The following is a 14,006-nucleotide window of genomic DNA, read 5'->3' as shown; positions in this document are numbered from 1 at the left end:
ACAGCTATGCGCCGTGGCCTACATCAACCCCATCCGCCGGTGCGCGCGTTGCACCGAACCATTGCGCATCGCCCAACGCAGCATCGGTGCACTGCGCTTGACCCCGGCACGGATCATCTGGCGTTGCAGCGGGCTTTGGTGTTGGTCGAGCATGGCGCTGGCCCAATCCGGCAGCAGGTCGATTCCGGCTTGCATCATCAAACTGCCAAAGGGCTTGGCCAGTAGGCTGGGGGAGGGCGCGTCAAGCAGTAAACGCAGTACTTCGCGGCTGCGATCGTCGCACAGCAATTGTGGGCGGATACGTGCCAGATAATCTGAAATTTCCTGCCGAGAGCGCGGAACATGCCGCGCACCTAACTGTTCGGCGACCAAGGCAATTTCGCTGTAGTAACGGTCCTGGTCTCGACCTGAAAGCTGCGGGTTGCGATAGCGCAGGTGAGCGGCGAGGAAGTTACTGACCTCCGCCACATGCACCCAGGTCAGCAACTCTGGGTCGCTGGCCGCATAAGGTCGCCCGTCCGGAGCGTGGCCGACGACCTGGAGGTGAATGGTGCGGACTTTTTCGATCAGCCATTCGGCGTCTTTGCGCGAACCAAACGTCGTGCCCGAGATGAACTGCGAGGTGCGCCGCAACCGCCCGAGCATGTCCTGACGAAAGTTCGAATGGTCCCACACGCCCGCCAGGGCCAGTGGGTGCAAGGCTTGCAGCATCAAGGCGCTGATGCCGCCGATGAGCATGCTGCTGAAGTCGCCATGCACCTGCCAACTCACCGAATCGGGCCCGAACAGGCCGGGGTCGCCCTTGGGGTTTTCCAGGTCCAGTTGGCCCAGCGACAGGCCTGTCAGGCTCATCAACTGGCTTTCGATACGGCTGCGGATAAATTCCATGGCGACTCAGGGGTTCCTATCGGTTCAAGCGTTTGTCGATCAGGCCATCCACCACGCTCGGGTCGGCCAGGGTCGAGGTATCACCGAGGCTGTCGAGTTCGTTGCAGGCGATCTTGCGCAAAATCCTGCGCATGATCTTGCCGGAGCGGGTTTTCGGCAAGGCCGGAGCCCATTGGATCAGTTCCGGCTTGGCAAAGCTGCCGATTTCCTTGCCGACCAGCTCCAGCAGGTGCTTTTTCAGCGCATCGCCGGGTTCCACCCCATTCATGGGCGTGACAAACGCATAGATGCCTTGGCCTTTGATGTCATGGGGGTAGCCTACTACGGCGGCCTCGGCCACCTGGTCATGCAGGACCAGCGCGCTTTCTACCTCGGCGGTGCCGATACGGTGGCCGGACACGTTGATCACATCGTCGATGCGCCCGGTGATCCAGTAGTCGCCGTCTTCATCGCGCCGCGCACCGTCACCGGTGAAGTAGTAGCCGGGGTAAGGTTTGAAATAGGTGTCGATCATGCGCTGCGGATCGCCGTACACGCTGCGGATCTGCCCCGGCCAGCTCGCTTTGATCGCCAGTACGCCGCTGCCGGCCCCGCTGAATTCTTTGCCCTGTTCGTCGAGCAGCACGGGCTGTACGCCAAACATCGGCTGGGTCGCGCAGCCGGGCTTGATGCGCTGTGCGCTGACCAAGGGGCTGAGCATGATGCCGCCGGTCTCGGTCTGCCACCAGGTATCCACAATCGGGCAGCGCTGCTCGCCGACGGCATTGAAATACCAGTCCCAGGCTTCCGGGTTGATCGGTTCGCCGACGCTGCCCAGCAGGCGCAAGCTGGCGCGAGAGGTGCTCTCCAGCGGGCCATGGCCCTCGCGCATCAAGGCACGCAACGCGGTAGGGGCGGTGTAGAAAATATTGACCTTGTGCTTGTCGATCACCTGCCAGAAGCGTGAGCTGTCCGGGTAGCTCGGCACGCCTTCGAACATCATCGAAGTCGCGCCGTTGGCCAGCGGGCCGTACACGATGTAACTGTGGCCGGTGACCCAGCCTACATCGGCGGTGCACCAAAACACTTCGCCCTCGCGGTAGTCGAGCACGTATTTGAAGGTCATTGCGGCTTGCAGCAGGTAGCCGCCGGTGGTGTGCAGCACACCTTTGGGTTTGCCGGTGCTGCCGGAGGTGTAGAGGATGAACAGCGGGTCTTCGGCGTCCATTGGCTCGGGCGGGCAGTCGCTGCTGGCCGCATCCAGGGCTTGTTGATACTTGAGATCGCGGCCTTCGCTCCAGTTAACGGTCGCTGCGGTGCGTTCTACTACCAGCACCGTGCTCACATTCGGGCAACTGGCCAGGGCTTTGTCGACATTCTGTTTCAGTGCTACCGGTTTACCACCGCGCACGCCTTCGTCCGCAGTGATTACGGTGCGGCAGTCGGCGTCGAGAATACGGTCACGCAAGGCATCCGGCGAGAAGCCGCCAAACACCACGGAATGTACCGCGCCGATCCGCGTGCAAGCGAGCATGGCGTAGGCGGCTTCAGGGATCATCGGCATGTAGATGCACACCCGGTCGCCTTTTTTTACGCCACGGCTTTTCAGCACATTGGCCAGGCGGCTGACGTTCTGGTGCAGTTGGCGGTAGGTGATTTTGGAAGATTTTGTCGGATCATCGCCTTCCCAGATGAAGGCCGGCTGATCGGCGCGCAGGGCGAGGTGACGGTCGATGCAGTTGTAGCTGACATTCAGTTGGCCGCCGGCAAACCACTGGGCTGCGCCGGTGTTGATGTCTGAGCGTTGGACGGTGTGCCAGGGGGTTATCCAGTCGAGAAAGCCTTTGGCCTGTTCAGCCCAGAACGTATCCGGCTGATCGATGGATTGGCGATAGAGGCGCTGGTAGTCCTCCTGACTGAGTTGCGCAGCCCGGCGGACGGCATCGGCGGTGGGGAACGTGCTGATATCGAACATGAGCGATCCTTATTCTTGTTTTGGCCACAAGTGATAAAGATGCACCCTGCAAGGGGAGGGTTCAAGGCCAACGTCCAAACGGACGTTGGCCCTGCGATACCTGGATCAGCCGCGGTGACGACCGCGGAAGTAGTTGATCAGGCCCTGGGTCGACGCATCTTCGGCCGAGGTTTCTTCGGCGCCGGTCAGGCGGTTGTAGACGCCCTTGCCCAGCTCTTTGCCCAGTTCCACACCCCATTGGTCAAAGGCGTTGATACCCCAGATCACGCTCTGTACGAACACTTTGTGCTCATACATCGCAACCAAGGCGCCCAAGCGACGCGGGCTGATGCGCTCGACCACGATGGTGTTGCTCGGACGGTTACCCGGGATCACCTTGTGCGGTGCCAGCTTCTGCACTTCGTCTTCCGGGATGCCTTTTTCACGCAGCTCGGCTTCGGCTTCGGCGCGGGTCTTGCCGAGCATCAGCGCCTGGCTCTGGGACAGGCAGTTGGCGTACAGCCACTGATGGTGGTCGGACACCGGGTTGAAGCTGACGATCGGCACGATGAAGTCGGCCGGGATGAGTTGGGTCCCCTGGTGCAGCAACTGGTGGTAAGCGTGCTGGCCGTTGCAACCTACGCCACCCCAGATCACTGGGCCGGTATCAGTGGCGACGGGTGTACCGTCCTGGCGCACGCTCTTGCCATTGGATTCCATGTCCAACTGTTGCAAGTGTTTGGTGATGTTACGCAGGTAGTGGTCGTACGGCAGGATCGCATGGCTCTGCGCACCCCAGAAGTTGCCATACCACACGCCCAGCAGACCCAGCAGCACCGGCATGTTCTGTTCGAATGGGGCGTTCTGGAAATGCTGGTCCATGGTGTAGGCCCCGGACAGCAGTTCCTTGAAGTTGGACATGCCGATCGCCAGGGCGATTGGCAAGCCGATGGCCGACCACAGCGAGTAACGACCGCCGACCCAGTCCCACATCGGGAAGATGTTTTCTTCGCGGATGCCAAAGGCCACAGCCGCCGCGTTGTTGCTCGATACGGCGATGAAGTGGCGGTACAGCTCGGCTTCCGAGCCACCCTGGGCCAGGTACCAGGCGCGTGCGGCCTGGGCGTTTTTCAGGGTTTCCAGGGTATTGAAGGATTTCGACGAGACGATAAACAGCGTGGTCTCGGCGCGCAGCTTCATGGTCAACTCGTGGAACTCGCTGCCGTCGATGTTCGCCAGGTAGTGGCAACGCACGCCTTTGTGGGCGTAGGACAACAGCGCTTCGGAGACCAACTCCGGGCCGAGGAACGAGCCACCGATACCGATGTTCACCACGTCGGTGATCGGCTTCTCGGTGTAGCCACGCCACAGGCCATCGTGAATGCGCCCGACCAAGTCGGTGATCTGGTTCAGCACCTTGTGCACGTCCGGCATGATGTTCACGCCATTCACCGACAGCTTGTCGCCCACCGGGCGACGCAAGGCGGTGTGCAGGGCCGGGCGGCCTTCTGAGGAGTTGACGGGCTCGCCGGCGTACAGCGAGTCGATCGCGTCTTTGAGGCCGACTTCTTTGGCGAGGCCCACGAGCAGGTCACGGGTTTCGCTGGTGATCAGGTTTTTCGAGTAATCGAGGAAAAGTCCGCAGCTGCTCAGGGTGAACTGGGAAAAACGCTGAGGATCGGCATTGAACGCTTCGCGCATGCTGAAATCCTGCATGGCTTGGCGATGTTGATTGAGCGCTTGCCAGGCGGGCAGAGCGGTAACGTCATGAGGAGTGCGGTAGTACGCCATCGCTGCGGGTTTCCTTTTATTACGGGGACTGCCTTTAGGACACTTCTAAGCCCGGAACGTCCAGTCTTTGATCAAGCATTGGGTTCCGGACAGCGCTAACCATAGCGCAGGGCGATTACATTAAACCTAGCGTGTCGATATGTCTTGGCTTTGTCTGCGCTAAGGCCGGTACTTTTTTATACCGGCCCTTTTTATTGACGCAGCGAGGAGGGCGATTGGAAGGGGTCAGTCGAGGGTCAGGTGCAGGTTGTCGATGAGCCGGGTAGCGCCGAGATAGGCGGCTACCAGGATCACGATATCCCGATCTTCGGCCGTGGCCGGGCGCAAATGCACGCCCTGGCGTACTTCGAGGTAGTCCAGGCGCAACCCGGCGGCTTCGATCTGCTGGACCTGTTCGGCGCGCAGCTTGGCGAAGTCGTGGTCACCGGCTTTGATCGCGGCGCCAATCTGACTGAGGCTGCGGTACAGCACTGGCGCAATGGCGCGTTGCTCGTCGGTGAGGTAGCCGTTACGCGACGACAGCGCGAGGCCATCGTCGGCGCGCACAGTGGGCTCGCCGATGATCTGGATCGGCATGTTCAGGTCATGGACCATGGCGCGGATCACGGCCAGTTGCTGGTAATCCTTCTGGCCAAACACCGCCATGTCCGGCTGGACCATGTTGAACAGCTTGCTGACCACGGTCGCCACGCCTTCGAAATGCCCGGGACGGCTGGCGCCGCACAGGCCTTCAGACAATTGTGGCACGCTGACGCGGGTCTGGCCGGTCATGCCGCCGGGGTACATTTCGTCGACGGTGGGCGCGAACAGCAGGTTGCAGCCCGCTTGCAGCAGCATTTCCTGGTCGGCGGCCAGGGTGCGCGGATACTTGTCCAAGTCTTCGCCAGCGCCAAACTGCAGCGGGTTGACGAAGATGCTGGCCACCACGAAATCCGCCTGCTGGGCGGCCTTGGTCACCAAAGTGGCATGGCCGCTGTGCAGGTTGCCCATGGTCGGCACAAAGCCAATGCGCTTGCCGGCGTTACGGGCGTGGGTAACCGCAGCCCGCAATTCACGTACGGTTTTTACGGTGTTCATGCAGAGAATCCGTGTTCGGCGCCAGGGAAGGTCACGCCTTTGACTTCGGCAACGTAAGCACTCAATGCGGCGTGAATGCTGTCCTGGCCGGCCATGAAGTTCTTGACGAACTTCGGCACACGGCCGCTGATCGACAGGCCGAGCATGTCGTGCAGCACCAGCACCTGGCCATCGGTGGCCGAGCCTGCGCCAATCCCGATCACCGGCACCTTCACGGCCTGGGTGATTTCTGCCGCCAGTTCGCTCGGCACGCATTCGAGCAGGATCATTGCCGCGCCGGCCTGTTCCAGAGCGATGGCATCGGCGCGCATCTGCCGCGCCTGGGCCTCATTGCGGCCTTGTACCTTGTAGCCGCCGAGGATGTTCACCGACTGTGGCGTCAGGCCCATGTGTGCGCACACCGGCACGCCGCGTTCAGCCAGCAGGCGGATCGACTCGGCCAGCCACACTGCGCCTTCGACTTTGATCATGTGCGCCCCGGCTTGCATCAGCTTGCCGGCATTCTGGAAGGTCTGTTCAAGCGTCGCGTAACCCATGAACGGCAGGTCGGCGATGATGAAGGCGCCATCGTTACCGCGTTTGACACTGGCCGTGTGATACGCAAGTTCATCGGTGGTGACGGGCAGGGTGCTGTCATTCCCTTGAAGAACCATGCCCAGGGAGTCGCCCACCAGCAACACTTCAACCCCAGCCTGGCAACTGGCGTGGGCGAAGGTGGCGTCATAGCAGGTCAGCATGGCGATTTTTTCACCTTTGAGCTTGAGGCTCTGCAAGGTGGTCAGGGTAATGTCTGGCATGAAAAGGGTCCTCATTCAGGCGCTTGGAAACAGCGAGTAACGCGCGTGAGTCTTCGTTTATACAGGCGCACTGTCTTGAGAGCAGTGCTTATATGGCCTGGATTGCGCCCTTTAGCGCCGGGTTGGCGGCAGCGGGACGCCTATAGTCGTGAGGAGGACACGGGAAGTCAATTGGATGTGTTACCGCATTGTTACGATGACGGTGTTACCGCTGTTACTGACGCGATTGTAGGAGCGAGCTTGCTCGCGAAGAGCGTGTTGGCCCCGCGTTGAATCAGGTTGCGCGCCTTATCGTTAACGATTTTCGCGAGCAAGCTCGCTCCTACAGGGGGAGGCGTTCCAGTCCGACGAATGGGCACGCAGCCAGTAGGTCACTTAGTTGCTGGCTATTGGGTAATTGCAGAGTAGCGGGTGCCAGTTCGGCCAACGGATACAGCACAAATGCGCGCAGGTGCATCTGGTAGTGCGGGACCTTGAGGCGCGGTTCATCGATCAGTTGATCGCCAAACAGCAGGATATCGAGGTCGAGCGTGCGCGGGCCCCAGCGTTCAAGGCGTTCGCGGCCCTGGTCGTTTTCGATGGCTTGCAGCGCATCCAGCAATTCCAGGGGCGCAAGGCTACTGTCCAGGGCGGCAACCGCATTGGTGTAGCGCGGTTGGCCTGGGAGCAGAGAGTCACTTTGATAAAAGGCGGACACACCCGCGACCGTGGTGCCCGGCAATTGCGCCAGTGCTTCGATAGCGTTGCGCAATTGCTGGTCCGGGGCAGCCAGGTTGCTGCCCATGCCGATGTAGATGCGTTCCACGTTTATTCGCCCGAGGCGTCAGCCGAACTGCGCTTGCGCTTGCTGCCACTGCGACGACGTTTCTTCGGGCCTTCGCCGTCGCCTTTGCTGCCGAGGTCACGAATCATGTCGCGGCGCTCGCTGTCATTGGCGTCCTGGTAATCGGTCCACCATTCGCCCAGGCCGTCGGTCTGCTCGCCGGCACTTTCGCGCAGGAGCAGGAAGTCGTAGCCGGCGCGGAAACGAGGGTTGTCCAGCAACAGGTCGGCGCGTTTGCCGCTGCGGCGTGGCAGACGCTCCTGCATGTCCCAGATCTCGCGGATCGGCATAGTGAAGCGTTTCGGAATAGCGATGCGCTGGCACTGTTCGGCGATCAGTTCATGCGCGGCTTCCTGCATGGCCGGGATCGGCGGCATGCCACGCTCCTGCAAGCGCAGTACGCGTTTCGGCAAGGCTGGCCACAACAGCGCGGCAAACAGGAATGCCGGGGTGACCGGCTTGTTCTGCTTGATGCGCAGGTCGGTGTTGATCAGCGCTTCGCTGATCAGGGTGTGGGTGTACGTCGGGTTGTATTCCAAAGCCTCGGCGCTGGCCGGGAACAGTGGGTCGAACAACTGCAGGTCCACCAGCATTTCAAAGGTGTCGGCGGCATAACCGGAGAGGAACAGTTTGAGCACTTCTTCGAACAGGCGCGCCGAGGGGATTTCCCGCAGCATCGGTGCCAGTTCGCGAATCGGTGCGGCGGTATGGCGCTCGATACCGAAGTTCAGCTTGGCAGCAAAACGCACGGCCCGCAGCATGCGGACCGGGTCTTCCTGGTAGCGCTGGACCGGGTCGCCGATCAGGCGGATCAGGTTGTTGCGAATGTCGTGTACGCCATTGGCGTAATCGAGGATGCGCTCGCTGACCGGGTCGTAATACAGGGCGTTGATGGTGAAGTCGCGGCGTTGCGCGTCTTCTTCCAGGGTGCCGTAGACGTTGTCGCGCAGGATGCGCCCGCTTTCGTTGCGGGAGGACTGATTGGTGTCTTCCTCTTCATCGTTTTGCGGATGGCCGGCACGGAATGTGGCGACTTCAATAATTTCGCGACCGAAGTGAATATGCACCAGCTTGAAGCGTCGGCCGATGATCCGCGCATTACGGAATTCGGCACGCACTTGCTCAGGCGTGGCACTGGTGGCGACGTCGAAGTCCTTGGGCGTGATATTGAGCAGCATGTCGCGTACGCACCCGCCCACCAGATAAGCCTGGTAGCCGGCGTTCTGCAAACGTTCGACGATGTTCACTGCATAACGGCTGAATTGAGCGCGTTGCAGCGAATGCTGGCTGCTGTTGAGCACTTCAGGCGTGCTGCGTTTGTGTTGCGTACGACGCAAGGGAGAACGGAATGACTGGAACAACTTCTTCAGCATGGGATGCACTGTTTGAAGGAATGTTCGGCCATAACGAAGAATGACCGCATGATGGGCGGGGATTCTAGCATTTAGTCAGGGGATGGTGTAGGAACAAGCTGCAAGCCCCAAGCCAAAAGCTTCAAGAGATTGCTGGACGGTCAAATCGCGGAAACTACAAGGGGAGCCGAAGCTCCCCCAGAAGTAGTTGCGTGCTCTATTTTTATTATTGATTTCGGGCTTCTTGTTTTTGTTGATCGCCCTCGCCATGAAGCTTCACCTTCATGACACTCCCAATCGGGAGTCAAGAGCAAACGGATTGCTTTGGTCGCTGTGTTGCTGATCTACGATCCAACCAGTTCAGGCTCTGCCTTAGGGCAGTTTTTGTTGTTCTCGGCCTGGTTGCGGGGCAAGCCCCAAATGCAACGCCTCTCCAAAAGAATCAGTTAGCTGCGCCTCCGCCGTGTTGTTTTTGTTATGCGTGAGTCGATTCGTCTTATTTTTATTGTCTTGTACAAAGCTTGTTATTGTTTTTGTACTAAGCATATAGCAGGGTGCGTGCCAACTTTTGCCTCACCTAGCAAAACCGGGGGGTTGAGGTGGTTTCGGGTTTTTGACAGGCCAAAAAAAGCCGGGGCTTCGTTACCGTAAGCCCCGGCTTTTGTTACGCGAAATATCCGCGGTAACAGTTTTTTCACATTGGTGGGTGTTACCTGTGGGCGCGCACCCTTAACTCTCGCTGGCCACACCGGTCTTGCGCCGTGGAATGCCCAGGCGCTGGCGGCGTTCCCACAGGCATTTACGGCTAACGCCCAGTTTGCGCGCCAGTTCGGTCTCGGTCATATGGTCCTGGTGCTCAAGGACGAAATGCTGGAAGTAATCTTCCAGTGACAAATCTTCCGTCGGTTCATGGCTGGTATTGCTACCGCCCTGTTGTGGGGCCAGGCCGATGAAATCGTCGTCCTCCAGGTCGCTCAGCTCGATATCGATGCCCAGCAGTTCGGCGGAAATCTCCGGGCTCTCCGACAGGATCACCGCGCGTTCCACCGCATTCTCCAACTCCCGCACGTTACCCGGCCATGAGTAATGCCGAATCGCCTGCTCGGCGTCCGGCGCGAACTTCAGGTCGGTACGGTTGATACGCGCGCTCTGGCGCAGCAGGAAGGCATTGGCGATCTCGTTGACGTCGGCGCCGCGCTCACGCAGGGCCGGCAGCTTGAGGGCGATCACGTGCAGACGGTAATACAAGTCTTCACGGAATTGGCCGATCTTGGCCAGGCTCTTGAGGTCGCGGTGAGTCGCCGCGATCAGGCGCACATCGACCTTTTGCGATTGCACCGAGCCTACGCGGCGAATTTCACCTTCCTGTAGCACACGCAGTAACCGCGCTTGTGCTTCCAGTGGCAGTTCACCGATTTCATCGAGGAACAGCGTGCCGCCGTCCGCCGCTTCCACCAAGCCCGCACGCCCGGCGCTGGCGCCAGTGAATGCGCCTTTCTCGTGGCCGAACAGCTCGGACTCGATCAGGGATTCGGGGATCGCCGCGCAGTTCACCGAGATCATCGGCGCCTTGGCACGCTTGGACAGGTTGTGCAGGGCACGGGCCACCAGTTCTTTACCGGTGCCGGACTCGCCCTGGATCAAAACATTTGAGTCAGTTGGCGCGACTTTACGGATCTTGCCGTACAGGTCCTGCATCGGTGGGCAAGAGCCGATGATGCCGATCTCGCCGTTGCTGTTATCAACCCCCGGCTTGTCGGCGGCTTTGCCCGCTGGACGTTGCTCGACCGGCGCACTGCTGGCCGATTGACGGTCACGCAGGATACGGGCCACGGCCTGAAGCATCTCATCATGGTCGAAAGGCTTGGCGATGTAGTCCACCGCGCCCATCTTCATCGAGTCGACCGCCGAGCGCAGGCTGGCGTAGCTGGTCATGATCAGCACCGGGGTGCCCTGGCCAAGCTTGATCAACTCGGTGCCAGGCGCGCCGGGCAGGCGCAGGTCACTGACAATCAGGTCGAACGTGGGAATGCTGAACCGCTCCTGGGCTTCCTGCACCGAGCCGGCTTCGCTGACCTGGTACTGATTACGTTCAAGCAGGCGACGCAAGGCAGAGCGGATAATGGTTTCGTCTTCGACGATCAAAATGTGCGGCATTGATTCAATTCTCTCGACGGTCTCAGTTCACAGCGGACGTCGCTTCGACATGACGCGGCAAGGTCACCCGAATACGGGTGCCGCGTTGGCTTTCGGTGTCAGCCGGGCTGTCGATGGTGATTTGTCCATAATGCTCTTCAACGATGGAATAGACCAGTGCAAGGCCCAGACCGGTACCTTCACCTGGGTCCTTGGTGGTGAAGAAGGGTTCGAACAATCGGTCCATGATGTTCTGTGGAATACCGCTACCTTCATCTTCGACGATCAGATCGACCGTATGTTCGAAAGCCTCGGTCTTGACGCGTACCGCACCGCCGGCCGGGGTGGCGTCACGGGCGTTGGACAACAGGTTGATCAGCACTTGGGCCAGGCGTTGTGAGTCGCCATCCACCCAGTGGTCGGGATCGCACAAATTGAAGAACTGTACTTCGAAATTGCGCCGGTTCAAGGCCAGCAGCCCAATGGCATCCTGCGCCACTTCGGCCAGGCATACCGCTTCATCCTGATTCTGATGGGCGCCGGCGTGGGCGAAGCTCATCAGCGACTGCACGATGCGAGAAACGCGCTTGGTCTGTTCGAGAATCTGCCCGCTGATCTCGGTGATTTCGCCGTCTTCCTCGCGCTCTTCCCGCAGATTCTGCGCAAGGCAGGCGATACCGGTGATCGGGTTGCCGATTTCATGGGCCACGCCCGCCGCCAGTCGGCCAATGCTGGCCAACCGCTCGGAGTGCACCAGCTTGTCTTCGAGCATCTGGGTTTCGGTCAGGTCTTCTACCAGCAACACCAGGCCGCTGTTACCGGGCGCCAGGGGTTCGTCGATGGCGGCTTTGTGCAGGTTGAGCCAACGGGTCTGGCCGTCGAGGGCCAGGTGCTGCTTGTGCAAATGTTCGTCGGGCAGGTTGATGAAGCCTTGCAGCAATTCTTTCCACGGGTCGCCCAGGGTATTGAGGCGTGAACCGACCACCCGCTGCGCTGCGATACCGGTGAGTTCTTCCATGGCCTTGTTCCACATCAGGATCTCCTGGTCCTTGGCCAGGGAGCACACGCCCATGGGCAATTCCTGCAAAGTCTGGCGGTGGTAGCGGCGCAAGGCATCGAGTTCGGCGGCGAGACCGGTGAGGCGTGAGTGGTAATCCTCCAGCCGGCTCTCGATGAAATGGATGTCTTCGGTGACGTAGTTTTCCCCGCCAGCCTTGTAGGGCAGGAAGGTTTCCACCATGTCCTGGGACACGCTCGGCCCCATCAGCCCGGACAGGTTGGCTTCAATGCGGTCGCGCAGACGGCGCAGGGCGTAGGGGCGCCGCTCATCGAATGGCAGATACAGATCACGCAGCGCCTGTTCAACTTCCTTCTGCGCCGCCTTGGCGCCCAGGGGCTTGGCCAGTTGCGTGGCGAACTCCTGGGGCGAGGCCGCATGCAGTTCGCGGCGTTGCGGACGGCGCACGTTATCCACCGCGCAGGCTTCGGCGGCGCTGGTTTCTTCCGGGCTGGCGTTGGTGAACAGGGAGATCAGGGTGAACATCAGGACGTTGGCGGCCAGGGAGGCAATCGCAGCCATGTGCCAACTGGTGTCATCCAGCACGTAGATCATGTTCAGCAACGGGATGTAGAAACCCTGCAGATTACCGACCAGCGGCAACAGCATAGTCACGATCCACACCAGGATTCCGGCCAGCAAACCGGCGATGAAACCACGGCGATTGGCGGTCGGCCAGTACAGTACCGACAGCACGCCTGGGAGGAACTGCAAGGTGGCGACAAACGCAACGATGCCCAGGTTGGCCAGGTCCTGCCCCGTGCCCAGCAACAGGTAGAACCCGTAGCCGGCCATGATGATCGCGACGATCAGCGCGCGGCGTGTCCATTTCAGCCAGCGGTAGATATTGCCTTCGGCTGGCGGCTGGTACAGCGGCAGCACCAGGTGGTTGAGCGCCATTCCCGACAGTGCCAGGGTCGTGACGATGATCAGCCCGCTGGCCGCTGACAACCCACCGACGTAAGCCAGCAGCGCCAAGGCCGGGCTGTTGGCAGCAATGCCAATGCCGAGGGTGAAGTATTCAGGGTTGGTGGTGGCGCCCAGTTTCAAGCCGGCCCACAGGATCAGCGGCACCGCCAGGCTCATCAACAGCAGGAACAACGGCAAGCCCCAACTGGCACTGACCAGCGAGCGCGGGTTGAGGTTCTCGGTAAAAGTCATGTGGTACATGTGCGGCATCACGATCGCTGAGGCGAAAAACACCAGCAGCAGCGTGCGCCACGGGCCTTCCTGCAAAGGCGTGTGCAGGGCGGCAAGGGCGGTCTGGTTTTGCAGTAGCCACAGTTCCAACTGCTGCGGGCCGTCAAACACGCCGTAGAGCGCATACAGGCCGACGCCGCCGATGGCGATCAGCTTGATCACCGACTCAAAGGCAATCGCAAACACCAGCCCTTCATGTTTTTCGCGGGTGGCGATATGGCGCGAACCGAAGAAAATCGTGAACAGCGTGATCAGCGCACAGAAGGCCAGCGCTACGCGATGTTGCACTGGCTCGCGGGTCAGGATGCTGATGGAGTCGGCCACGGCCTGAATTTGCAGGGCCAGCAACGGCAACACGCCGATCAGCATGAAAATAGTGGTCAGCGCGCCGGCCCAGGTGCTGCGAAAGCGGAAGGCAAACAGGTCGGCCAGGGAAGACAATTGGTAGGTGCGGGTGATCTTCAGGATCGGGTACAGCAGCACCGGCGCCAGCAGAAATGCGCCGGACACCCCGAGGTAGCTGGACAAAAAGCCATAACCGTACTGATAGGCCAGGCCCACGGTGCCATAGAACGCCCAGGCACTGGCATATACGCCGAGGGACAAGGTGTAGGTCAACGGATGGCGAATGATCGCCCGCGGAATCATTCCGCGCTCACTGATCCAGGCGACTCCGAACAACGCGGCCAGGTAGGCGGCGCTGATCAGCAGCATCTGGGTGAGGCTAAAGCTCATCGGCATCTTTTTGGCTCTGCAGGATGAAAGTCACGACGATCAGGATCAGCCACAGCAGATAAGGGCGATACCAGGCGCCCGTGGCGTCGATCCACCAATCCATGATGGCGGGGGAGAACAGGTAGATCCCGACGACCAGCAGCAGGACCAATCGATAGATGTACATGTTGGCCTCTGTCTAAAAACGTGCGGCGATGGTAACGGATGCTTGGCAAGC

General features: G+C 60.3%; 11 protein-coding genes. All 11 read right to left on the bottom strand.

Annotation, left to right across the window (positions count from 1 at the left end):
* Positions 1 to 18 precede the first annotated feature (18 nt).
* The 11 genes from U367_RS0117325 to U367_RS1000000131700 all read right to left on the bottom strand — a co-directional run bounded on the left by U367_RS0117325 (position 19) and on the right by U367_RS1000000131700 (position 13,955).
* A complete protein-coding gene (locus U367_RS0117325; RefSeq protein ID WP_028617965.1) occupies positions 19 to 888 on the bottom strand; it encodes an oxygenase MpaB family protein in 870 nt (289 codons plus the stop codon).
* Between the two features lie 16 nt (positions 889 to 904).
* The gene (gene acs / locus U367_RS0117320) at positions 905 to 2,842 is read right to left on the bottom strand and encodes an acetate--CoA ligase (RefSeq protein WP_028617964.1); all 1,938 of its coding nucleotides are present in this window, start codon (positions 2,840 to 2,842) and stop codon (positions 905 to 907) included.
* A 105-nt stretch (positions 2,843 to 2,947) separates the two neighbouring features.
* A complete protein-coding gene (gene pgi, locus U367_RS0117315) occupies positions 2,948 to 4,612 on the bottom strand; it encodes a glucose-6-phosphate isomerase (protein WP_028617963.1) in 1,665 nt (554 codons plus the stop codon).
* A 225-nt stretch (positions 4,613 to 4,837) separates the two neighbouring features.
* Entirely contained in the window at positions 4,838 to 5,689 is an 852-nt protein-coding gene (gene panC / locus U367_RS0117310) for a pantoate--beta-alanine ligase (RefSeq protein WP_028617962.1), read from the bottom strand.
* Positions 5,686 to 6,486, bottom strand: coding sequence for a 3-methyl-2-oxobutanoate hydroxymethyltransferase (gene panB / locus U367_RS0117305; RefSeq protein WP_016976834.1), 801 nt, complete (start codon positions 6,484 to 6,486; stop codon positions 5,686 to 5,688). The genes panC and panB overlap by 4 nt, the downstream gene beginning before the upstream one ends.
* A 322-nt stretch (positions 6,487 to 6,808) precedes the next feature.
* Positions 6,809 to 7,291, bottom strand: a complete 483-nt coding sequence (folK, locus tag U367_RS0117300) for a 2-amino-4-hydroxy-6-hydroxymethyldihydropteridine diphosphokinase (protein ID WP_028617961.1) — start codon at positions 7,289 to 7,291, stop codon at positions 6,809 to 6,811.
* A 2-nt stretch (positions 7,292 to 7,293) separates the two neighbouring features.
* Entirely contained in the window at positions 7,294 to 8,682 is a 1,389-nt protein-coding gene (locus tag U367_RS0117295) for a polynucleotide adenylyltransferase PcnB (RefSeq protein WP_028617960.1), read from the bottom strand.
* Positions 8,683 to 8,757: 75 nt separating this feature from the next.
* Complete coding sequence (locus U367_RS1000000131985; protein WP_154670147.1) at positions 8,758 to 8,931, bottom strand: hypothetical protein; 174 nt, start codon at positions 8,929 to 8,931, stop codon at positions 8,758 to 8,760.
* 459 nt (positions 8,932 to 9,390) lie between these two features.
* Positions 9,391 to 10,818 carry a sigma-54-dependent transcriptional regulator gene (locus U367_RS0117290; RefSeq protein ID WP_028617959.1) on the bottom strand — a complete coding sequence of 476 codons (1,428 nt, stop codon included), beginning with the start codon at positions 10,816 to 10,818 and terminating at the stop codon, positions 9,391 to 9,393.
* Between the two features lie 22 nt (positions 10,819 to 10,840).
* Positions 10,841 to 13,795: a sensor histidine kinase gene (locus tag U367_RS0117285; RefSeq protein WP_028617958.1), complete on the bottom strand. Its 2,955-nt coding sequence runs from the start codon at positions 13,793 to 13,795 to the stop codon at positions 10,841 to 10,843.
* A complete protein-coding gene (locus U367_RS1000000131700; protein ID WP_003176118.1) occupies positions 13,779 to 13,955 on the bottom strand; it encodes a hypothetical protein in 177 nt (58 codons plus the stop codon). Before U367_RS1000000131700 ends, U367_RS0117285 begins: the two co-directional genes overlap by 17 nt.
* Positions 13,956 to 14,006 lie beyond the last annotated feature (51 nt).

The organism is Pseudomonas canadensis, assembly GCF_000503215.1.
Lineage (GTDB): Bacteria > Pseudomonadota > Gammaproteobacteria > Pseudomonadales > Pseudomonadaceae > Aquipseudomonas > Aquipseudomonas canadensis.
This window is presented reverse-complemented; position numbering and strand designations above follow the sequence as displayed.

Coding starts and splice junctions, on each gene's coding strand:
- U367_RS0117325 (WP_028617965.1), bottom strand. CDS start 888: ATGGAATTTATCCGCAGCCGTATCGAAAGCCAGTTGATGAGCCTGACA.
- acs (WP_028617964.1), bottom strand. CDS start 2,842: ATGTTCGATATCAGCACGTTCCCCACCGCCGATGCCGTCCGCCGGGCT.
- pgi (WP_028617963.1), bottom strand. CDS start 4,612: ATGGCGTACTACCGCACTCCTCATGACGTTACCGCTCTGCCCGCCTGG.
- panC (WP_028617962.1), bottom strand. CDS start 5,689: ATGAACACCGTAAAAACCGTACGTGAATTGCGGGCTGCGGTTACCCAC.
- panB (WP_016976834.1), bottom strand. CDS start 6,486: ATGCCAGACATTACCCTGACCACCTTGCAGAGCCTCAAGCTCAAAGGT.
- U367_RS0117295 (WP_028617960.1), bottom strand. CDS start 8,682: ATGCTGAAGAAGTTGTTCCAGTCATTCCGTTCTCCCTTGCGTCGTACG.
- U367_RS1000000131985 (WP_154670147.1), bottom strand. CDS start 8,931: ATGGCGAGGGCGATCAACAAAAACAAGAAGCCCGAAATCAATAATAAA.
- U367_RS0117290 (WP_028617959.1), bottom strand. CDS start 10,818: ATGCCGCACATTTTGATCGTCGAAGACGAAACCATTATCCGCTCTGCC.
- U367_RS0117285 (WP_028617958.1), bottom strand. CDS start 13,795: ATGCCGATGAGCTTTAGCCTCACCCAGATGCTGCTGATCAGCGCCGCC.
- U367_RS1000000131700 (WP_003176118.1), bottom strand. CDS start 13,955: ATGTACATCTATCGATTGGTCCTGCTGCTGGTCGTCGGGATCTACCTG.